Origin of the sequence: Vibrio sp. Isolate25, assembly GCF_022398025.1 — a bacterium.
GTDB classification, from domain to species: domain Bacteria; phylum Pseudomonadota; class Gammaproteobacteria; order Enterobacterales; family Vibrionaceae; genus Vibrio; species Vibrio coralliilyticus_A.
Genome location: NZ_JAKEUT010000001.1, coordinates 371,765 through 392,773 on the forward strand (window position 1 = coordinate 371,765; position 21,009 = coordinate 392,773).

At 44.3% G+C, this 21,009-nt stretch carries 21 protein-coding genes; 9 read left to right on the forward strand and 12 right to left on the reverse strand.

Features of this window, described 5'->3' with window-relative positions; all coding sequences use genetic code 11:
• Nucleotides 1-283: 283 nt before the first annotated feature.
• From dgcA to L1D15_RS01670, 3 genes are all read right to left on the reverse strand, one after another.
• Nucleotides 284-1,264 (reverse strand): N-acetyl-D-Glu racemase DgcA, encoded by a 981-nt coding sequence (gene dgcA / locus L1D15_RS01660; RefSeq protein ID WP_239874460.1) that lies wholly within the window; start codon nt 1,262-1,264, stop codon nt 284-286.
• A 1-nt stretch (nt 1,265) separates the two neighbouring features.
• Nucleotides 1,266-2,276: an N-acetyltransferase DgcN gene (gene dgcN / locus L1D15_RS01665; protein ID WP_239874461.1), complete on the reverse strand. Its 1,011-nt coding sequence runs from the start codon at nt 2,274-2,276 to the stop codon at nt 1,266-1,268.
• 102 nt (nt 2,277-2,378) lie between these two features.
• Entirely contained in the window at nt 2,379-3,254 is an 876-nt protein-coding gene (locus L1D15_RS01670; RefSeq protein WP_239874462.1) for a LysR family transcriptional regulator, read from the reverse strand.
• A 152-nt stretch (nt 3,255-3,406) separates the two neighbouring features.
• Between L1D15_RS01670 and yegD the strand changes: the two genes are divergently transcribed.
• The 3 genes from yegD to L1D15_RS01685 all read left to right on the forward strand — a co-directional run bounded on the left by yegD (nt 3,407) and on the right by L1D15_RS01685 (nt 6,964).
• Nucleotides 3,407-4,759: a molecular chaperone gene (yegD, locus tag L1D15_RS01675; protein WP_239874463.1), complete on the forward strand. Its 1,353-nt coding sequence runs from the start codon at nt 3,407-3,409 to the stop codon at nt 4,757-4,759.
• 388 nt (nt 4,760-5,147) lie between these two features.
• On the forward strand, nt 5,148-6,158 hold the full coding sequence (locus L1D15_RS01680) for a porin (protein WP_239863774.1): 1,011 nt from the start codon (nt 5,148-5,150) through the stop codon (nt 6,156-6,158).
• Nucleotides 6,159-6,349: 191 nt separating this feature from the next.
• Nucleotides 6,350-6,964: a fumarylacetoacetate hydrolase family protein gene (locus L1D15_RS01685; RefSeq protein WP_239835419.1), complete on the forward strand. Its 615-nt coding sequence runs from the start codon at nt 6,350-6,352 to the stop codon at nt 6,962-6,964.
• A 173-nt stretch (nt 6,965-7,137) separates the two neighbouring features.
• Here the strand turns inward: L1D15_RS01685 and L1D15_RS01690 are convergent, their stop codons facing one another.
• The 3 genes from L1D15_RS01690 to L1D15_RS01700 all read right to left on the reverse strand — a co-directional run bounded on the left by L1D15_RS01690 (nt 7,138) and on the right by L1D15_RS01700 (nt 9,067).
• On the reverse strand, nt 7,138-7,446 hold the full coding sequence (locus L1D15_RS01690; protein ID WP_239863775.1) for an AzlD domain-containing protein: 309 nt from the start codon (nt 7,444-7,446) through the stop codon (nt 7,138-7,140).
• On the reverse strand, nt 7,446-8,162 hold the full coding sequence (locus tag L1D15_RS01695) for an AzlC family ABC transporter permease (RefSeq protein ID WP_239874464.1): 717 nt from the start codon (nt 8,160-8,162) through the stop codon (nt 7,446-7,448). Before L1D15_RS01695 ends, L1D15_RS01690 begins: the two co-directional genes overlap by 1 nt.
• Before the next feature lie 77 nt (nt 8,163-8,239).
• Nucleotides 8,240-9,067, reverse strand: coding sequence for an AraC family transcriptional regulator (locus L1D15_RS01700; RefSeq protein WP_239863777.1), 828 nt, complete (start codon nt 9,065-9,067; stop codon nt 8,240-8,242).
• Nucleotides 9,068-9,275: 208 nt separating this feature from the next.
• Between L1D15_RS01700 and L1D15_RS01705 the strand changes: the two genes are divergently transcribed.
• The 6 genes from L1D15_RS01705 to L1D15_RS01730 all read left to right on the forward strand — a co-directional run bounded on the left by L1D15_RS01705 (nt 9,276) and on the right by L1D15_RS01730 (nt 14,234).
• The gene (locus tag L1D15_RS01705; protein WP_239874465.1) at nt 9,276-9,914 is read left to right on the forward strand and encodes a LysE family translocator; all 639 of its coding nucleotides are present in this window, start codon (nt 9,276-9,278) and stop codon (nt 9,912-9,914) included.
• A gap of 49 nt (nt 9,915-9,963) precedes the next feature.
• On the forward strand, nt 9,964-10,386 hold the full coding sequence (locus tag L1D15_RS01710) for a GNAT family N-acetyltransferase (RefSeq protein ID WP_239874466.1): 423 nt from the start codon (nt 9,964-9,966) through the stop codon (nt 10,384-10,386).
• Nucleotides 10,387-10,465: 79 nt separating this feature from the next.
• Nucleotides 10,466-10,831, forward strand: a complete 366-nt coding sequence (locus L1D15_RS01715) for a hypothetical protein (protein WP_239863780.1) — start codon at nt 10,466-10,468, stop codon at nt 10,829-10,831.
• A gap of 92 nt (nt 10,832-10,923) precedes the next feature.
• Nucleotides 10,924-13,023 (forward strand): protein-disulfide reductase DsbD domain-containing protein, encoded by a 2,100-nt coding sequence (locus L1D15_RS01720; protein WP_239874467.1) that lies wholly within the window; start codon nt 10,924-10,926, stop codon nt 13,021-13,023.
• Entirely contained in the window at nt 13,023-13,523 is a 501-nt protein-coding gene (locus L1D15_RS01725; protein ID WP_239874468.1) for a protein disulfide oxidoreductase, read from the forward strand. The genes L1D15_RS01720 and L1D15_RS01725 overlap by 1 nt, the downstream gene beginning before the upstream one ends.
• A 9-nt stretch (nt 13,524-13,532) precedes the next feature.
• A complete protein-coding gene (locus L1D15_RS01730) occupies nt 13,533-14,234 on the forward strand; it encodes a DsbA family protein (RefSeq protein WP_239874469.1) in 702 nt (233 codons plus the stop codon).
• 48 nt (nt 14,235-14,282) lie between these two features.
• On the opposite strand, the gene L1D15_RS01735 is transcribed toward L1D15_RS01730, so the two are convergent.
• The 6 genes from L1D15_RS01735 to L1D15_RS01760 all read right to left on the reverse strand — a co-directional run bounded on the left by L1D15_RS01735 (nt 14,283) and on the right by L1D15_RS01760 (nt 20,993).
• Nucleotides 14,283-15,602: an O-antigen ligase gene (locus tag L1D15_RS01735; protein WP_239874470.1), complete on the reverse strand. Its 1,320-nt coding sequence runs from the start codon at nt 15,600-15,602 to the stop codon at nt 14,283-14,285.
• 58 nt (nt 15,603-15,660) lie between these two features.
• Entirely contained in the window at nt 15,661-16,236 is a 576-nt protein-coding gene (locus L1D15_RS01740) for a hypothetical protein (RefSeq protein ID WP_239835408.1), read from the reverse strand.
• Between the two features lie 137 nt (nt 16,237-16,373).
• A complete protein-coding gene (locus L1D15_RS01745) occupies nt 16,374-17,066 on the reverse strand; it encodes a VpsP family polysaccharide biosynthesis protein (protein ID WP_239835407.1) in 693 nt (230 codons plus the stop codon).
• Complete coding sequence (gene vpsO / locus L1D15_RS01750) at nt 17,066-19,270, reverse strand: exopolysaccharide regulatory tyrosine autokinase VpsO (protein ID WP_239874471.1); 2,205 nt, start codon at nt 19,268-19,270, stop codon at nt 17,066-17,068. Before vpsO ends, L1D15_RS01745 begins: the two co-directional genes overlap by 1 nt.
• A 9-nt stretch (nt 19,271-19,279) precedes the next feature.
• Entirely contained in the window at nt 19,280-19,798 is a 519-nt protein-coding gene (gene vpsN, locus L1D15_RS01755; RefSeq protein ID WP_239835405.1) for an exopolysaccharide export protein VpsN, read from the reverse strand.
• Between the two features lie 4 nt (nt 19,799-19,802).
• Nucleotides 19,803-20,993 (reverse strand): outer membrane beta-barrel protein, encoded by a 1,191-nt coding sequence (locus L1D15_RS01760; protein WP_239874472.1) that lies wholly within the window; start codon nt 20,991-20,993, stop codon nt 19,803-19,805.
• Nucleotides 20,994-21,009 lie beyond the last annotated feature (16 nt).

The following is a 21,009-nucleotide window of genomic DNA, read 5'->3' on the forward strand; positions in this document are numbered from 1 at the left end:
ACTAAGGAATTTTTAGATTCTAAGTTTTTAGGTATATCTATTAAATAAGTAATGACTTTTTCACTGTTATCGACAGGGATTTTATGAACTTGAGAATAATGTTTTGTCAATTTAGGGTTATATTTGAATAATGTATCGTATGAATTTTTTATAATTGTTTTTCTAGTACTTTAATATTAGTTTTGCCTAGTTACTTTGGGTTATTGATTGATCAATAAATGGGCAATAACCTCGCGAAAAACAAATAATATTTAATGCGAGCTTATAATATCTAAAAAATAAATTATTTGATTTTTTTGTCTAGACCTAAAGTGCCAGATTGGTATTTCAAGCAATCAAGGATATCAGTACCTAATAAAACAGGGCCATCTAAGTCCACGATGTCCGCACGTGTGGCAATAGGCAGGGCGGCTTTCATGGCTAAAGAAGTGCCCAGCATGCAGCCCACCATGATGTGGAACCCCTTGGCTCTGGCTTGCTGATCCAGAGCTATCGCTTCAGTCAGGCCTCCTGATTTATCAAGCTTAATGTTAATCATCTCATAGCAGCCTTCTAGTTTTGTAAGATCGTCACTAGTGTGGCAACTCTCATCAGCGCACAGAGGAATAGGGTGAGGTATCCCTTTGAGCATATGGTCGTAGCCTTTAGGCACGGGTTGTTCAATCATGGTGATGTTGAGAGTGTGGAGTGCCTGAAATAGAGTCGTTAGGGATTCATTTTGCCATGCTTCATTGGCATCAAGAATAATTTTACTTTTGGGGGCGGCTTGCCTGACGGCTGTGACCCTTGGCAGAATTTGCCTGTTATCCAGTTTGACTTTCAGTAGAGTCGCGCCCTGAGAGACGTATTCTTTGGCTTGCCGGGCCATCTTCTCTGGTGTGTCGATCGAAACTGTTATCGCTGTTTCCATTTTAGAGCGAATATCAAAGTATGGAGATGGAAAGTGTAATCCGTCCTCGTTTGCCATCAAATCCCATAGTGCGCAGTCGAGCGCATTCCTCGCTGCACCTGCAGACATGCCTTGCAGTTTAGTTTTTGCTTCTTTAGGTGGAAGCGTATTGAGTCTTGGGATCTCCTGTTGAATTTGTTCTAACACTGATTCAACACTTTCGCCATACCTTAGGTAAGGCGTGCACTCACCTAATGCGACATGTGAACGATAGCAAATCTTGACTCTGACGATGTCACAGTGGGTTCTGACACCACGTGAAATAGCAAACGGTTTTGCGAGAGGGATCGATTCACTCCAAGCGGTAATGTCCATGTTACCCTCTCAGAGTTTTAATATTGGCGGCAATGGTTGCTATACCAAAGCGTACCGGATCGGTGACAGGCACTTGATATCTGTCCTGCCAGTCTGCACATAGTGTTTTTGCTTCTTCTTCACTTACTGCTGATGTATTGAGGCTGATCCCCGCAAGCAGTACCTGAGGGTTGGTCAGTCGTGCAGCGGCTAGGTTCGCCTGGATCGTGGTTTCAATACTGGGTAGTTGGCAATGAGGTAAATGGCGAATGTGCGGGCGGCCTATTTCATGGCACAGCACAAGTGCATCGGCTTGTGCACCGTGAAGTAAACCAAGGCTGACACCAGCAAAAGAAGGGTTGAACAAGGAGCCTTGGCCTTCGATGATGTCCCAATCATGATCGACAAATTCCGGACTGATTGTTTCTACGGCGCCTGAAATGAAATCCGCAACAACAGCGTCAATTGAGATACCTTGGCCGTCAATGAGGATACCGGTTTGTCCAGTTGCCTTGAACTGTGCTGAGACCTCAATGTCTTTTAATGCTTTTTCTAATGCGAGTGCTGTGAACATCTTACCCACGGAACAGTCAGTACCTACCGTTAATAATCGCTTACCTTGACGTGGAATGCCTTTGCCCACTTCAAGGCTTTGATCGTAATGACGGACATCGTGAAGGCGAGTTATTCCTTGCTTTTCCAACTCAGCAAGCGGTGGGATCTCTTTTAGCTTCTGATGCATGCCTGAGGCAATGTCAAAACCAAGTTCTGCCGCTTGGATTAGGCAAGTTAGCCAGTTGTTGGGTATGTAACCACCAGCATTGGCAGTACCAATCACCAGAGTTTTTGCTCCTTGGTTTTTGGCTTCTTGTAGAGATAGATTAGGTAGGTTGAGAGTGACAGTGTCATCTGTAAGGCGGAGCTCACCGACACACTGTTCCGGTCTCCAGAGTGCAATACCTCGTGCAGTTTTGGCGGCAATAGGGTCAGTGACATCGCCTAGGAAGAGTAGGTAGGGTTGAGTGATAGACATAAGCATCCTGGTTATCGGGTTAGAGATTCTCTCACTCTATTAAAACCAGTGTTTAGAGCCGAATACTTATTCGTTTGTAGGGTATAACATCAAGTTATACGTTTAAATCGTATCTTTCTTAAGTTGCTCTGCGAACCATTTGGCAGACACTGACAGTGGCGAGTGCTGGCAATAGAGTAACGATACCGTCACTGGTATAGCAGGGGTAAGTGAGGCGCAATGAACCTGAGGGTTGAATTGATAATGCTGAGCCGTCCAAGGATCGACCACGGCGTTTGCAGCGCCATGTACTACCATTTCTGCGGCAACGTTATAGCTTCTCACACTGATTTTGGAATGAAAGCTGGGGAAAGTGGCAAGGATACTTTGATGTAGTTGAATTCCAAGTGGGTCTCTTGTGTCGAGGGTGACTAATGGCAACGAGCTTTCAAGTAAATCCGCGAGTGTGACCGAAGTGTTTTCGCATGTTCCTGTGGGAAGTAATGCTTTCATTTCGGTATTATATAGTGTGCTTTGGACGATGGGGGACGCTGTCTCTTCTCCAAAACATACTGCGAGATCCCATTCATTTTTGACCAAACCTTCAATGAGCTCATCTCTGTTTGCTGTACACACCTCTAAGGTATAATCGGTATACTTACACACTTGGGCGATCATTGGAGAAAGAAACCCCGATGCTAGGATGGGCGGAGCACCAATACGAAGATGATGTTGACCGTGTTTGAGCTTACTGGTTAAGCGTCGAAACTGTCCGAGCTGCTGATATATTTTTTCGGCTTCTGCAATCAGAAAGTGTGCTTCTTGAGTTGGTATTAGTCGACCTTTAATCCGCTCAAATAAGGTGAAACCAAGTTGTTGCTCAGTATGCGCCAGTACTCGGGTTACATTGGGTTGTGAAACATGAAGCTGCTTCGCTGCGCTCGAAACCGTACCAGTCTGCATGACGGCATAAAACACTTCTATCTGACGTAGGTTCACAACCAATTTCCCTCTAAGAACGTGAATAACTTAGCGTCACTTTAAAACAAACAGAACAAGTTAAAAAGATTTAACCAAACCGGGTTGACCTGTTTATGCGGGTAGGCTTTACTGTGCGGCCCTATTTTGGCAGAAGCATAGAGAGGTGATTAATGGCGATTGGATTCGATTACGGAACGGCGAACTGTTCGGTGGCAGAGTTAGTCAATGACGAGGTCAGACAAATCCCTCTTGTTGGAGATAACTACTATATTTCGTCAACACTGTGCGCACCAACGGCAGAAGTGGTATCGGAGTATTTGTTTCGCTGTTTGGATATTTCACCTGGAAGTGATATCAGCGAAAGTGTTTTGCGTCGGGCGATTAAGCTAAACCGTGAAGAAGGACTGGAGGTACGTTTTGATGATGTGCGATTTGGACAGCAAGCATTAGAGCTTTATTTGGAAGACCCGAAAGATGTCTATTATGTCAAATCACCAAAATCTTTTCTTGGTGTCACTGGCTTACGTGATATGCAGTTGGCTTTCTTTGAGGATTTGGTTTGTGCCATGATGGCCAATATTAAGACACAGACTGAGTACGCACTACAAAAAGAGGTTTCACAGACCGTTATTGGGCGTCCGATTAACTTTCTTGGCCGAGGGGGTAATGAATCGAATGTTCAAGCGGAAGGCATTTTGCGTCGTGCTGCTTCACGAGCAGGCTTCAGAGATATTGAGTTCCAGTTTGAGCCTTTGGCGGCTGGCTTGGATTACGAAGCGAGTCTAACAACCGACAAAAATGTACTGGTTGTAGATATTGGCGGCGGAACGACAGACTGTTCATTTGTTCAAATGGGACCAACTTGGTGTGGTAAACAAGATCGTACCCAGTCATTGATTGCGCATTCAGGTCAAAGAATAGGCGGCAATGACCTAGATATTTTCACTGCCTTTAAATGCTTTATGCAGGCGTTTGGGATGGGGTCTACTAGTCAGTCTGGTCTGGATCTACCCACTACTCAGTTTTGGAACCCCATTGCAATTAATGATGTTCAGGCACAGCGAAAATTTTACGCGCATGACAACCTCAAGCTACTACGACAAATGTGGAAGGAAGCACGAGAGCCTGAAAAGCTGGCTCGACTAGTACAAGTGCATCAAGAGACGCTTGGCTATTCAGTGATTCGTGAAGCAGAGCGAACCAAGATAGCACTGGCTGATGCTGAAACGTATGACGCAAATTTAGATCTACTTTCTGAAGTCGTTTCTCTTTCTGTGACGCGTGAACAAATAGAGCAAGCGATCTTGAATCCGACCGAAAAAATTAAAGCGTTGGTGGTTGAAGCTATTAAACAAAGCAGTACAAAACCCGACGTGATTTATATGACAGGAGGTTCTGCTCGCTCACCTATTCTAGCAGGAGCAGTAAGATCAGTATTACCCGAGATACCTTTGGTTAGTGGCAACTATTTTGGCTCCGTGACAGCGGGACTTGCACGTTGGGCGAATACCATTTTCAGATAGTCTATTAATGGATAACAAAGCTTGCTTCTTGTCGTTACATTTCGTCTAGTCGTTATCCTGTTAATTTGACTGGATTTAGCTTAAAAAGGCCTCTATTGATAGAGGTCTTTTTACTTTTTTTAAAAAAGTTCCGATTAAATTTTTAAAAATGTGAAGTCGATCGTTCAAAGTGAAAGTTTATTACCTCTCTTAAAAAAGGTAGGTTTTTCATGCGGTTAAAAATTGTTCATATTTTTATTATTTGAGTATTTGCTAATAAAATCCTTCTATAAGCAATTAATTGCACTTAATTTTTGAATATTTCGTACTACGTTTTAAATGTTCGTGATGCTTTGGTCCTTCAGGCCATACACGGACAGAGGCTACAACCCTAAACGGACGTTAAGTTATGAAAATTAAATTATTAGCCGCTGTCATTGCGGCAACAGCATGTGGTACTAACGCTTTCGCGGCAGAAATTTACAATAGCGAAGGTTCAACAATCTCTATCGGTGGCTACGTTGATGTAGGTATTGGTGAGTATGACTCTGCAGATGAGGTTGAAGTGCATGATGTCTCTCCTCGAATCAACATCTCGGGTACGCAAGATCTGGGTAATGGTGTGACAGTCGATGCAAAAGGTGAATGGGCACTCGATTACTTGGATGGTGGTGATACTTCCTTTACTACCCGTCTGGGTTACATAGGAGCAACTCATGATCAGTTTGGCCGATTTGTTGTAGGGACACAGTGGTCTCCATACTATGACGTAGCAGGTGTTGCGGATTTACCTATCGCGTTTGCCAACGAATACCTATATGACGATCACAACAATCTAGGTACGGCTCGGGGCGAGGACATGGTCAGTTACCGCAAGGCGATCGAGCTTGGTGACATGGGAAGCTTAAACTTAGGTCTAGCTTGGCAAGGAGAGCACACTGACTCGACGTCTAGCACGCTGTATGATGCTCGTGGACAAATTGCACTATCAATAGGCGTGTATGGTTTCAACCTAGGCTATTCATACAATGGCGGTGACGTTGCAAATGTAGACGCGCATTCGCATGTGTTTGCATTTAGCTCAGGCTCATACGGTGATGGACTATATTCGGCCGTTGTTTATGCAATGAATGAAAACATGAACGATGATGTGGTGAGTAGCGGAACCATGGCTGAAAGCGATCAATATGAAGTTTTATTGGCTTATGCATTTGGTAACGGCTGGAATTTAAGTGCTAACTATGAAGCAGAGATTAACGATAAGACCAATAAAACTCAGTACAGTGAGTCTGCATTGCAGGCGGAGTATACCTTCACACCTAAGTTTATGGGGTTTGTGGGTTATCAGTTTGACCTAGGCAATGATATCAACGTGAAAGAGGAAGACAATTGGACTATTGGTGCTCGTTACTTCCTATAAAATAATAACATCTACTGCCTCAACACATACTTGTGTTAGCGCCTATCCTGTATTGGGTAGGCGTTTTTCTGTTATTTAGGCTTCGAGTACATCAATATTGGGTATTGGATCTTAGTTTCGATACGCAATTGGTCAATTCATCAATCGGTTGAATTAACATGGCCGTCAGCGTTAATCATCAAGGAAGAAGCATGCATTCGGTTAAAATTGGCGAGAAAACTATCCACCCGACCAAGATCCTCTGTGTGGGACGAAATTATCTTGAACACATCAAAGAGCTGAATAATGCGATTCCTGATGAAATGGTGATATTTAATAAACCTTCCTCCTCTATCTCTTCTCAGTTGATGGCTCATCATGGTGAAACTCTGCATTACGAAGGGGAGATCTGCTTTATTGTACGCAATGGTCAATACAGTGCGGTCGGTTTAGGGTTAGATTTAACTAAGCGTGGGTTGCAATCCAAACTCAAAGACAAAGGCTTACCTTGGGAGCGCGCTAAAGCATTTGATGGTTCTGCGGTGTTCAGCCGATTTATTCCATTAAATGGTATTGCGATTGAATCACTTGAGCTTGAGTTATTCATTAATTGTGTCCGTGTTCAAAAAGGGGCGGTAACACAGATGCTCTATCCTCCTCAAACGATTCTTGAAGAGCTGAAAACTTACACGACGCTTTGTGACGGTGACATTATCATGACGGGGACACCACAAGGGGTGGGAGAAGTTCACTTGGGTGATGTATTTCTTGGCCGTTTGATCGCTAACGGCAAGACTTTAATAGAAATTGAGTGGGTAGCGCAATAGTTCTCTACCGTTAAGCCATTGGGAGGGATAGCCTCTGAAGGAAATGCATTCAGAGGTTATCATTATGGAATGTTGTCACTCGCTACCAAAAGGTTTCAGTCAGTCGCAGGGGTTCTCGTCACCTGAAGGGTGACATTGAGCTGCTTAATTGTATTGCTGGCCTCGATGTTGGGTTAAATACATTGTAGAACGACAAACACAACCATGCTTACTAAGGTTGTCAGCAGCACATTTTTTGTCTTCCATGCCAATATTGCCGCTAACATAGCTGAGATTAGATAAGGGTTGTCTGGTGCTAGCCAGAGTTGATTTTCGGGCATGAATACGATCGGTGCCCAAATGGCGGTTAAGACAGCTGGGCTTGAATAGCTGAGTAAGCGATGTGCTTTAGGATTTAATCTAAGGGGTAATTTAGGTTCAAGAAACAAATAACGGCTGAGAAAAACCAGCATTGTCATTGCGAAAATGGACAGCATAACCATTAATTTTCCCCTCTTAACGTCTCGCAGCTATAGCCTGCTACCATGCCACAAACGCTTGCGACCATAAGACCTGAATCGATCATCAAATAGTGACACAGAACAGAGACAACCAGGGAAACCAGAACGGCGATGAGTGTTGGCGAATTCTTAATGTTTGGTGTCACGATTGCGATGAAGGTTGCGGCGACCGCAAATTCCAGCCCAAGCTCATTCATTGCAGGTATTTGGCTTCCAGCCACAATACCGGCCAATGTCGCTAGGTTCCAGCAGACATAAAAGCTCAGCCCCGCCCCAAGTGCATACCAAGGATCAAATTGTTTCTCAGATTGTTGACCGCATATAGCGAACAGTTCATCTGTTAATAAAAAACCAAGCGCTAAGCGCCAATTGAGTGGTAATGGACTGACTTTACTGCGCATAGAGACGCTATATAAAAAGTGGCGTGAGGTGATAAAAAATGTAGCTAAAAGCATAGTGGTGAGCCCAGCCCCAGCTTTTAACATGCCAGTAGCGACGAGTTGAGCGGAGCCGGCAAAAAGAATCGCTGATAGCGCTTGGCTTTCTGCCACACTCAGTCCAGCATCTATCGCAAAAGAGCCGGCCAGTAGTCCCCAAGGAATAACGGCAATGCTCAATGGCATCATAGCCAAGGCTCCTTGTATGAATAAGCGTGGTTTGCTTGGCGAGTAAGAAGGGTTCAATGTTGTGCTACTCATAAAAATCAGATTAGTTGTTAGACTTGCTATTTATTAAGGCATACGTCAAAGCGTGTGCCTTGTATAAAATTGCTCAGTTAAATACTGCTGGAGTACTGCTTTGGTGTGACGCCCATCGCTCGTTTGAAGTGGCGATGGAAGTGGCTTTGATCGTGGAACCCGGATTCCTGAGCGACATCGGAAATTTTCATCCCTTGCCTGAGAAGACGTTTTGCGTATCTCAGCCTTGACTGAATTTGGTACGAATGTGGAGGCAAACCATACAGCTTTTGAAAACTTCGAACCAAATAAAACGGGCTTAACTCGGCGAGTGTTGCTAAGTCTTCGAGAGATACATCGGCTTGGGGAAAATCATCAAGAAATTCTTTCACTAAGCTGAGGCTGGCAGAGCTCGATGTGATCAAATCACTGGAATGACGGTTTTTACTGTGTCGAGCCATCAACTTAATGAGAGTGCCATAAACTAAGGTTTCTCGGAGAAGTTTATTCTCTGATTTCTCCAAAACATCAAATACAAGCCTAAGCTGCTGCGCCATCTCTGGGTCGTAGACGACGGGATCAGGGAAGTAGGGAGTAGACAAATTTGAAGCTAAGCCGCTTGTTAATTGTGTGAATTGTTCAGGAAGAGGGTACATGGCTTTGTATTCCCACCCTCCTTCAGTGGCTGTCTGACCGTTATGAACTTCATCTGCATTGACCAAAATGATGCTGTCTTGTGGAGCTATATGATTGCCACCAGTTCGATAGAACTTTTGCGCTCCTCTTTCTATGACACCCACGGTATAGCCTTCATGACTATGACGAGAAAAGTTTTGATTCGTGTATTTTGCGTCTAGTAATTCAAGCCCACCAAGCTCAGAGGCAAGTTGAAATCGTGCCGATTCCTTTTTGTTCTTCTCAGCCATAAAGACACCCTGTTATTAATTCCTCACCAGTCTAGCTTATAAGTTTCCTTTATTTTTGTACAAAATTGCTGTCTGACTAAGGATATATGGAGGGTTTGTTGTGAATTTATGTGTCGATTCTTTGGGTGTTTTATGAATTAAAAATCTGGTTATTGGTTTTAGGTTGATATAAAATTCCGCTTTTCCTTTTTTGGCTAATATAATAACTATGATCGATATTTCGGTGCTTCCTGTTTATTTAACCGCGGTGGTGGCACTTTTGTTACTGCCTGGCCCAGATATGCTTTTGATCGCTAGCTCAAGTATGAGTTATGGCCGCAGGGTCGGTGTGTTTGCCAGTTTGGGGAACGCTACATCAGGCGTGATCCTGACCCTTCTCGCAGCAGCGGGTGTTTCTGCTTTGGTAGCAATGAGCCCTTTAGCGCTCAAAGCACTCCATCTTTTAGGTGGAAGCTATTTGCTAAAAATGGGTTGGGATTGCTTGCGTGCCAATGACAGTGGAAACCCTGAACTAGAGTCATCAACTAAAATGGCAGGGGCTTTTTATCAAAGAGCGCTGGTCAGTAATTTACTCAACCCGAAAGCGTTAGTCTTTTTTGTTATGTTCTTGCCACAGTTTGTTTCGGCTAAGATTGAAGCATCATCTGGTGAGCAAATGTTAGTCTTGGGGTTATTGCTCAATGTACTGGGGTTGCTTTTCAATTTCCTGCTCGTGGCGTTGGTCGGTACCTTGGGCAAACCCTTGCTAGAAAATGCAAAGTTCAGGACTTATCAGCATAAATTTATGGGAATGATCTTTGTCATTTTAGCAATTTGGATGCTAAGCTCGTTTATCGCAGATTTGTAAGGTAAGGCCGGCTTTAGCTGGCCTTACTTATTGTTAGGAAAGGAATTCTATGCACATTAGTTTTATGCTAAACCCGCCGAAAAATATTAAAGATGCCATCTACAATGGTCTGAAGTCATTTAATCTTAAGCATTTTCCAGATGAAGATATTGTCTCATTGGCTTGTATTGCAGAAGATGAAAGTGGCAATTTTTCTGGTGGCTTAACGGGAGAGATATTCACGAATACTTTATTTGTTGAATTTTTGTGGGTTGATGAAGTCAAACGTTCTGCTGGGACTGGTTCAAAGCTGATGGCGCGTGTAGAGCAAGAAGCCAAAGCTTACGGTGTCACGGATATTTATCTGGATACCTACTCGTTTCAGGCGCCAGATTTTTATCTTAAGTTAGGATTCAAAGAGGTTGGACGTTATGACGGCTTCCCTACCGCTGGTGTTGATAAGATTTTTTTACAAAAGAAAGTTGTCTCGTAAAGTTCTGACACTACACTAATACTCACTTTGACCGCACACCGATAATGGGGCGGTTTAACACTCGGATTTAAAAGAGTTGATGATCAAGCGTTTGAAATCTGCTGCAATGGCGAGAATTACCCTACTTTTAGTTGGGTGGGTTTTTGCTATCTGCTTTATGCAGAATACCAGTATCATCAGTATGTGCTCGTTTAAGCAGTCTGTGGTTACAGACACTATCCAGTTCAGCGATAATAGTGACGAGATTCAAAAACAATGCGATCTGACAGAAAAACTGCTCAGTAGTGCCAAGGTTAACCTTGATAACATGATGGTACCGATGTTTTTGCTCTTTGTGATTATCGTTGCTTGGCTGACTCAGGTACGGCCAGAGACTCCTTCCTTTACTGAACCCATTATTCCCAAGTCTAGGGTTCACCTCACCTTGTGTGTTTTTAGAGAATAAATTTAGTCACTGATTTCTGACTTTTGTCAGAGGATTCAATACGTCTGTTACATCAACCATTGAATAAAATGGTGACTATTTTGGAAATACACATGAGAAGTTTATTTAAAGGCACCGCTGTCAGCATAATATCTTTGTTGCTTGCGCTGAGTGCGGTGCTGTCTATGGCTTATGCGTCAACACCAGTCGATACAGGCTGGATGAGTAAGGAAGAGCACCCGCCACTCAAAACCCGCTTCGTTCTTACGGGTCAAATTGACGAATCGGCAAAAACAGTCGAGGGGTTACTTGAGGTCGAGCTTGATGATGACTGGAAAACCTATTGGCGTAGCCCTGGTGAAGGGGGGATAGCACCTTCCATTGACTGGGGTGAATCAACGAATTTAGCCAATGTGAAATGGCATTGGCCTTACCCCGAACAGTTCAGCCTATTGGGTATCAACACTCTCGGTTATAAGGAAAGGGTGACCATACCGATGACGTTGCAGGTTGAAGATTTCTCTCAGCCGGTGTCGATCGATGCTAATTTAACGATGTCATCTTGTACGACGATCTGCGTGCTTACCGATTATCCATTCTCGCTCACGTTTATGCCAAGTGACTTAATGATTAATCAAGAAGCGCTCTATAAACATGCTCAGGCGATCAGTCAGGTACCTAAGTCTTCTCCTTTATTATCGAATGCAACAGCGACTTGGGATACGAGCGCGAATGTTCTTCAGGTAAAGATGACTAAGGCGCTGGGCTGGCAAGAACCTGAGCTAATTGTGGATGGGCATACCGATGAGGCTAAAGAGTATAGCTACAAGTTAACCAATGTTAATGTTGATGAAAACACGGTCATTGCTACGTTTGAAGTGTCGAGTTGGCTCGGGGAGATTGAGTTTGATGACCAGAGCGTGTTTGTCACAGTTCAGGACAAAAATTTCCTTGCTGAGCAAGATGTTGCTGTCGTTAATGGTGCCATCGTTAAGCAAGATATATCTCTGTTGCCGATGATCGGCTTTGCCTTATTTGGTGGCCTAATCCTGAATGTAATGCCCTGTGTATTACCTGTTCTGGGGATGAAGCTGAGCAGTATCGTTGCGGTTCAGGGGGTAGAGCGACGCCAGATTCGCTGGCAATTCTTGGCGTCTTCGGCAGGTATTCTTACTTCGTTCTGGTTACTTGCGGCATTTCTTTTGGTGCTCAAGCTGACGGGCAATGCCGTCGGTTGGGGAATCCAATTCCAAAGTGGATGGTTTCTTGCCATTATGGTGCTGGTTACTGGTCTGTTCGGTGCCAATATGCTGGGTCTGTTCGAAATTCGTCTTTCATCACAAGCCAACACTTGGGCGGCATCAAAAGGGGATAACTCCTACACCGGACACTTTACCCAAGGTATGTTTGCCACTCTGTTGGCAACTCCGTGCTCGGCTCCGTTTTTAGGCACAGCGGTTGCGTTTGCTTTAGCCGCCAGCTCGTTGGAGTTATTGGCTATCTTTACGGCATTAGCGTTGGGTATGGCGCTGCCATGGATTGGTGTTGCACTTTTCCCTGGAATCGCCAACTTACTGCCTAAGCCTGGCGCATGGATGAACAAGCTCAAACTTTTGTTTGGCATCATGATGCTAATGACCAGTGTCTGGTTACTATCACTGTTAAACAACCATATTCCTTCGTTCTGGATCGTCTTAATAGCGTTGCTTTCAGTAGTGCTGATTCTGGCCCGCGTTAAGAAGGTTTATGGCGATAAAGCGATGGCAATTTCTGGCGCAGCAGCCGTACTCTTGCTGGCAGGTGGATTTGTACTAGCCAGCTTGACGACCGAACATTGGGCGACACCATTACCCAATGATCTTGTTTGGCAGCCTCTGTCTGACGAACGCATTCATCAAGCTGTGGAACAGGGGCAAACCGTATTTGTGAATGTCACGGCAGATTGGTGTGTCACCTGTAAAGCAAATGAGATTGGAGTCATCCTTCAGGATCCTGTTTACCCTGCACTGAAGCATCCTTCGATGACTCTGATTGAGGGAGACTGGACACATCCTGATGGCTCAGTCACTGATTACCTAAGAGCGAATGGTCGCTTTGGTGTTCCTTTCAATATCGTCTATGGCCCTGAAGCACCTCAGGGTATCCCTCTGCCCGTCATTTTATCAAGTGACGCGGTTATGGAAGCGATTGCAACTGCAGGGGGAAACCGCTAGTGAAACGTTCTGTACGTTACTGGCTTAAAGAGGTTCTGATTCTGGTGGTATTGGGTATTGCCATTACCTCTGCTATGGATTGGTTTCGTAGTCAGGGTCTGCCTACGGAGTCTGCGCCACCGATTATGGGGAGGACTATGGATGATCAATTCGTCGACGTTATTGCGATGAGCTATGAAGAACCTGTAGTGGTTTATTTCTGGGCAACATGGTGTCCTGCATGTAAGTTTGTCAGCCCTACGGTTGATTGGCTCAGCCAGTATTATCCAGTGGTCGGTGTTGCCGGTTCGTCAGGTCCTTCAGAGCGTGTTAAGCAGTTCATGCAGGCAAAAGCTTATCAATTTAGCAATATTAATGATCAAAAAGGGGAGATATTCAATCGTTGGAATATCTCTGTGACCCCAAGCATTTTTATAGTCAAAGAGGGCAAGGTGGAAAGTATTACAACAGGAATCACTACACCACCAGGAATGCTGGCCAGGCTTTGGCTAAATCAATAGGAATAAAAAGTGATGAAAAAATTAGCAATTATCTTAGCGATGAGCACTTTTGCTATCGCCCCCTTAGTCCAAGCACAAACGCAGGATGAGAAGATCAGTGAGATTGTCGAAATGCTTAACGCCAACCCGAGTATTGTCGATGGGCTTCATGAAAGTTTGGGTTTGTATGTCAAACAACAGCAGCAGTTTGATCAACTTTTGTCGAGCAGCAAAGCGTATATTAATGACCCGAAACACACTTCTATGGGGGCAGAAGACGCTGAGCTGACATTAATCAATGTGACGGATTACAGCTGCCCTTACTGCAAAAAACTTGATACTGAATTGGAGAAGTTAATTGAGGATTATCCTCAGGTTAAAATCATTAACTTATACGTCCCTCTAAAGGAAGGGATGTCTAACGTCAATTCAGCAGGCTATGCCTTAAATGTCTGGCATAACGCACGGGAGAAATACCCGCAGGTGCATGAATTGTTGGTTGCAAAACCCGGAGTTCATGATGCGGTTTCTCTGGCTAAAATTGCCAAGAAAACAGGCACGGAGCAATACTTAAATAATCCTGAAGACGTCGAACAACAGTTAGAGAACAATTACGCTTTGTTCAATGGTTTTGGCTTGCGAGGAACACCTGCATTGATCGTCGGACAAGATGTTATCCCAGGGTACGTACCATACCAAAAGTTAGAAGAAGTGGTAGAAAAACATCTGTAATTAAAAAAAGGAACACTCCTTCATTGAGAAGGAGTGTTCGCTTACTCGCTAATCATTTGGGCGTTTACGCTTTACGGCAGGGATGGTAACAGCCCAGTGAGCGATGAGTAGACAAAGTAAGAAATAGAGAGTAGTAGCAGGTGCTTGCAATGGAAAGTCGACACTCATATGGATCAACATTCCCAAGATAGCCATAAAAGCCCCTAGCCCAGCCCCTTTCATTTGGCGGCTGCGACGTTGTTTAAATGCCACTATAGATTTACGAAGAGAGGCAATAACGATAAGAGCTAGTATTGAGCTACCAATTAGGCCATATTCAAAAATAAACTGTACATAGTCGTTATGGGCATGGTCATAAAATAATTGGATGTTTCCATTATTAAATGCCTGAAATGAAGAGTAAAAGCTTCCTCCACCATAACCAAGCCATGGTTGTTGCTGAATGGCCTCCAAGGCAGCATAAATCACATCGTCTCGCGACTCATTACTCAGGCTGGTTTCGACTAAACGCTGCTTGACCTTGTCTAAACCAAACCATGTACTCACGATCACAGTATCAATCACGAATAGGCTGGCAATAAGAACATACATACTTTTAGGTTTATTTTTATACAGCAGTAATAGGAGTAAGCTGCCCGTTGTTAAAGCGACAAAAAAAGCGACGTTCCCCATTCGCGACCGGGTCAAAACTAAAGCAATGACCATAATGATCAAGCCTAAACGAATAAAAGCCTTATCAGATAAGAACACGGCAAAAAAGCGTTGTGCAGACAGGCGAATACTTTGCTTTTGGCTATCTTGCAATTGTGAGATTAGCAAGCCAAAGCCGATACAAAGATTGATCATTAAGAAGTTTGCCAGATGATTGTGATAAACAAAACTCCCTGAGGCTCGATGACCCACGGGTAAATCAAACATGGGTGAGAAAGAGAGGTCGAGCAATTGAATGACACCCGCATAAAAACCTTGGCACACCCCGCTGCTGACCATGACGATGAGCAGGGTTTTGAGTCGTGGCATGCTAGTAATGACCACTGATGCGACTAAGCAAAGCTGTAAATAATGCAGTGTTTTAACGGATGAAACGAGTGCCAGCCCTGTGTCTTCAAAAGACCCAAAAGGGAATAGAGGCTGAGCAAAAGCCCATACCGTAAAAATAGTTAATGGTACTAACAGCGACTGAGTTCGTTTAAGGCTATGTCGCCAATGATCGCTGGAATAACAGATCACACAGAGAAGCAGCATTCCCGCGATAATAAATTCATTAATCGACCATGCCCATGGACGGTTACCTCCCAAAGGAATTGGTAGCCAAAATACAAACAGAAGAAACGCAGGATAAATGAGTCGTTCAAGGAAACGTGTCATATAAAAAGCACAAAAAAAGAGGCAGGCTCAAGGCCTGCCTTAACAATACAAATTCAACTTAATTAGGCGAGGCAGTACCGCCGCCACTACCGTTGCCCGTGCCAAGTGCGGTCGTAGCACCCGGATTCACCGCCAAAGGTGGAGCTGTCGCAATACCTGCTGCGGTTGGTTCACTGATTAACGCCGGGTCGGCACCACCTGAAATAGCAGCGACAAGAATGTCGGTTGGGTCAAGAAGGTTGAGCTCTGCAACGGCATCCACAATGTCTTGCGCGTAATCTGGAGCAGCCAGCACAGCTTGCTGGATAAGTTGTTCGTAGGCATCAGGCGCTGCATGGCTGACAATAATTGCTGTCGCTTTAGCCATTTGTTCTGGAGCGAGTGTTTGAATGGCTGCATCCAGAACCGCAAGGCTCTCACTTGTATGTGTTTGTGAAGCCATTGCCAAAATATCAGTTGATTGTTCAGGACAGCTCGAGAGTAAGCTAATCAGTGTCGAGGTGACATCTGTTGTGTCGTTTAATGAAGCCTCAATGGCATCAATATCTGAACAGGCAACGTTAGAGACTTCTTCTGCCATGCTGTGTGTTGAAAACACTATGCTGGTTATCAACATCCATATTTTGTGGTTCATTATGCTAATTCCTACTTACTCACAGTGAGGCGACAATCCAGCCAGTATATGGCTTTACGCTGATTAATCGACAAATATTGAACTAAGATTCTGTTTTTCTTAAAAATGATTCTCTTGCTTACTCATTTTTGAAACACTTATATGTTTAGGTAACGACATGAGGCTAAAGATGCGTAGTCGATATCCGGCATTTGCTTCATTACGATACAAGCGAAGCGGAATTTCTTGTTTTGTGTCAGGTAGTCACGAAATCTCTGTCGGACATCTTTATGCTTAATCGCCCTATAGATGTGGGGCATCGCTAGCTTGCGCTCATTGGGTGAGAACTGTTGCCAGTTGGACAAAGCTAAAGTGGCGATTTTAAAGTTTACCTGAGGTATGTAGGGGCCTTTTATATCTGCTTGATGCAGATACTGCTCTCGGTTAGCTCCTAGAAGCTGAGTCTCTAAAGTCGCTAAATCGGCCCAAGTATTGGGCCAATTGGGTCGAAGCTCAGCACTAATAAGATAAGCACTTTTCGCGAGTTCAAGATAAGCCTGTTTCTCTGCATCATCGCTGATGTAAGCTTTCCACTCGTACACTTTTCCTTGTAAATCGAAATAGTGTGGATGTGAAGAGTGGTGCTTAATGCTCGATTCAATGAGCATTTCAGCCTGCTCGATGTCACTGAGTTTAGGTTTATCGGCTGATTTATCCCATAGTTCAATTTGGTTCGATACCGCTTTGGCGTAGAGAGAAGCTACGCCAAAGTGATATGAGAGATAAAGGACAAATATAGCGGACAATGCCAATCCTAGCTTAGACAAAGAAGCGGCCAACTTACCTTTCATTAGGCGTTCTCGACCCCGTAGTATGATTGGTACTGTTTATAACCGCTATAGGCTGAAGCTTTCTTTACATTAAGCTTGTTGAGGATAACGCCATCGATTCTTGTTCCTTGTTGAGCGAGCTTACCGACGACATCACGTACTGTCTTGGTTCGGGTTTGAGACGCGTTGATAACGATAACAGCAGAGTCCACATAGCGAGACAGCATAAATGCGTCACTGACGGCGAGGCATGGTGGTGTATCGATGATAATGCGATCGTACTTCGTTTTTAATTGCTCAATAAAGTCAGAAAAGCTGGTAGAAGAGATCAGCTCAAGCGGGTTGTTGGTGTATGTGCCTGCAGCGAGTATATCCAACTCTGACTCATCATCCCGATATACACAATCTTCAATGGCGTGGGTTTTCGTCAATACGTTTGTCACCCCAGGCTGCGCTGATGGCAAACCAAATCGACGTGCGATGGTGGGTTTTCTCAAGTCGCAGTCGATTAATAAAGTCTTTTCCATCTGAGCCAGAGATAGCGCAAGGTTTAGTGCTGAGGTGGTTTTCCCTTCATCAGGCTGCGACGAGGTTACCATGACTACAGAGCTAGGCTTATTTGAGTTTGCCAGTAGATAACCCGTACGAACAGTACGTATAGCTTCTGTTAACTGGCGATTACGCTCATCAAAATAAGCTTTGCTATCCAGTGGACGTTTGTTTTTTAGTGACGGCACAATTCCCAGAATCTCCAGAGACAGTTGCTTGGAGACCTGCTTGATATCTGTGAAAGTATCATTTACAGCATCCGCGACAAATGCCATTACACAACCAAAGCTCAGAGAGGCCAAAAACGCCAGAATCACGATCATTTTACGATTTGGCTTACTTGGTGCTAACGGAGGGCTAGCGTAGTCCGTAAAGCGTGCAATATTGGCGTTGAAATCGCTTGATGCACTGGTTTCTTTTTGGCGACTTAAGAATAAATCAAATAGCTCACGGTTGGTCTGTACCTCACGTTTAAGCTCTGAATATTTGGCATTTTTAACCGTTAGTGCCTGAAACTCGACTTTGCGATTTTCGAGTTCTCGACGAATGGCTTGCTCAGCCTGCTTTGCAGCTTTAAGCTCATTATTGATGCCGTTCAGTAACTGGTTTAATTCTGAACGAAGGTTTTTCTTCACGGACTCTCGCTCGGCGATCGCGGCTTTGAGTTTTGGGTGTTTAGGCCCGTAGCGCTTTGAAAGCTCAGAGACCTTTCGCTCTGCCTGTACTTCCGCCACTTTGACGTCACGAATCGTCGGGTGATTTGAGATTTCAGGGACCGAGGCAAGTGCTGATAGCTGGCTTGAATCAGATTTATAATTTCTGGCCACTTGGTATAAGGTTTCCGAAGCGACTCGGCGATCCCGAGCTTTGTTGAGCTGGGACGTCAGCTCTGCGAGTTCTTGCGAAGCCAGACTCTCGACCCCTTGGATATCAACCAGCCCTTCAGCCTGCAAAAAGGCTTGGAGCTGAGATTCCGATTGGCGCAACTTCTCACGTAAATCACCAATACGCTCATTAAGCCAGCTGGAAGCTTGTTGAGTGACCTCGATTTTGGCTTCTATGTTGCTATCCATAAACACACGGCCAATTTCATTGGCAATTTGTGCTGATAATTCTGGATCTCTGCTGGTATAAGAGATCTGTACAAGCTGAGTCTTTCGAATCGGATTGATCGCTAAACCGCGTTTGAATTTGTACAAGACTAATTTGTTTCTGGCGTACTCCGACTTTTCAAGATCCTGCTCTGGTAGGGATTTTCTAAAGGCTTGTAATACAGGAAACCATTCAATTAACTTGTCTTTCAGTGAAGTGTCAGATTCCTCTTGTGCACGAGGATCAAACTCAGGATGGTTAGCCAAATTCAAGCGACGGATCACCTCTTCAGACACGCGATCCGATTTTAGAATCTCGATTTGAGTGAGGTAGTATTCTTGGCTTTTGGTATCTAAGCCGTAAAACTCCTCGATTGAAATAATATTAGCCTGTTTGGACTCAATTAATAATGTGGCTCGGGCGGTGTATTTTGATGGCAAAGACAATACAACCAATACTGCAATAGCAGTCACCAATAGTGAAAAAACAATGATGCGCCACTTGTAGTTAAGCAGCACTTTGAAATATTGGCGGATATCAATGAGCTCTTCTTTGCTCACCGGAGAATTCTGGGTATTTTCCATAATATTCAATTAAAAGAAGCTTTCTTCAACGGTGATAATGTCACCAGGTTGGATTCGGTGAAGTAGGGAAACACGAGTCGGCTCAGAGTTGGGTTCATCACTGGATGAGACAAAAATTTTGGTTTTTGACGCACGCTCGGTGAAGCCTCCGGCAATAGTGATCGCTTTGTTGACGGTTAACCCCGGATGAAATGGATAGCCACCGGATGCGATGACTTCACCATTGATAAAGTAAGGACGGTACTCAACAACGCTGACATAAACGTTAGGGTTCACTAAATAACCATCGAGTAGGCCATCATGGATCGATTGTTTTACTTCTCTGAGCGTACGGCCTTTGAGAGCGATGCTGCCTAGAAAAGGGTAATCGATGGAGCCGCTGTCACTGACTCGAGTTTCAAGTGACAGTTCAGGTTCATCATAGACCTGAACTTTGATCAGATCACCAACGCCAAGACGATAAAGCTCATCGCTAGCCATAGCTTGAAATGAAAGACATAGCAGCAGAATTGAAAATAGAGACTTCATGAGCTTACATTACACCTTCTAGCGCTATGTAATAGACGGATTGGTCATAGCTAAAGTTGTTTAGATTTGAATCACGTGATTCATAAGACACTCCGCCTTTGAACGTCAACCAACGACGGAAATCATAATCAAGATAAACGCTGGCTTTCGACGTATCGTCCTCTCGTGTGCTGTCCGTATAGTCCTCTGACATATAAGAAAGCTCAGTGTTTGTTGAGATGATCTCCGTCCAGTTATGAGACCAGTTCGCATTGTAAACTGAGGTATCAATTGCACCGCCCAGTCCATTAGGGTCGGTCGACTTACGGCTGGTTTTCAGTTCTAGTGCCGAGTAGCTTCTTAACAAGTAAGCGACATCAATATCCCAAGAGAAAGAATCGAAATCTTTTCGTTGTGAGGCATCAAACTCTTTATTTTGATAACCTACCTTCACACTCCCGCGAAGTTTTCCTGTTGCATCCCAAGATGTCCCTAGATAAATGAAGTGATGCAAGCTATCACGTTCACTAGAGCCTGGAGCGACTTCGTTGTAACTTCTGTCATTGACAATGTACTGTGCTAATAAAGAGGTTTTTGGAAATGCCTTGTAGAAGAAAGCGGTACTGAACCGTCCTTCATCCCAATCCTGATAACGAGTTACATTGCGGTTATTCTTGTACGACAAGTCCCCCCAACCGACATTGGTCTCTATTTGTCCCTTAGCTTCGGTACTGCCATAGCGATAACCAAGATTGAAAGAATTCGAGACATACTTGTTGTAGTCGAGGTCAGTCGTGGTGTCGTTATCACCACGATTTTCATGCGTTTTTGCTAAGCTGTAACGCAGGTCGAGTGCGTTTCTTGAATTTGCTTCCCAGTAACTGGTGAGATCCAGAAAATGATCGGTGTAGTTGTCCCGCTGAGAGCTAAAGAATTCACCGCGTTGGATACGGTATCCTAGGTTGTGCTTTTGTTTGCCATTTTCAAGCTCGAACCCAACGCCGGGCTCGTACACGCTAAACCAAGAACTGGTTTCATTGAATTCTTCTTTCGCTACGTTGCTGTTATGGCCACTGTATAGGTTCAGATAAGGCACAATAGCGATGCCTGACTCTGTTTCAATCGGCACTGGTGTTGGTGCAGCACAGATGGAATAAGACATCGCAATCGTCAGAAAACCGCTAGTGGGTGAGATGAGTTTGTTGAATCTATTCATAATAAAATCATGTCCA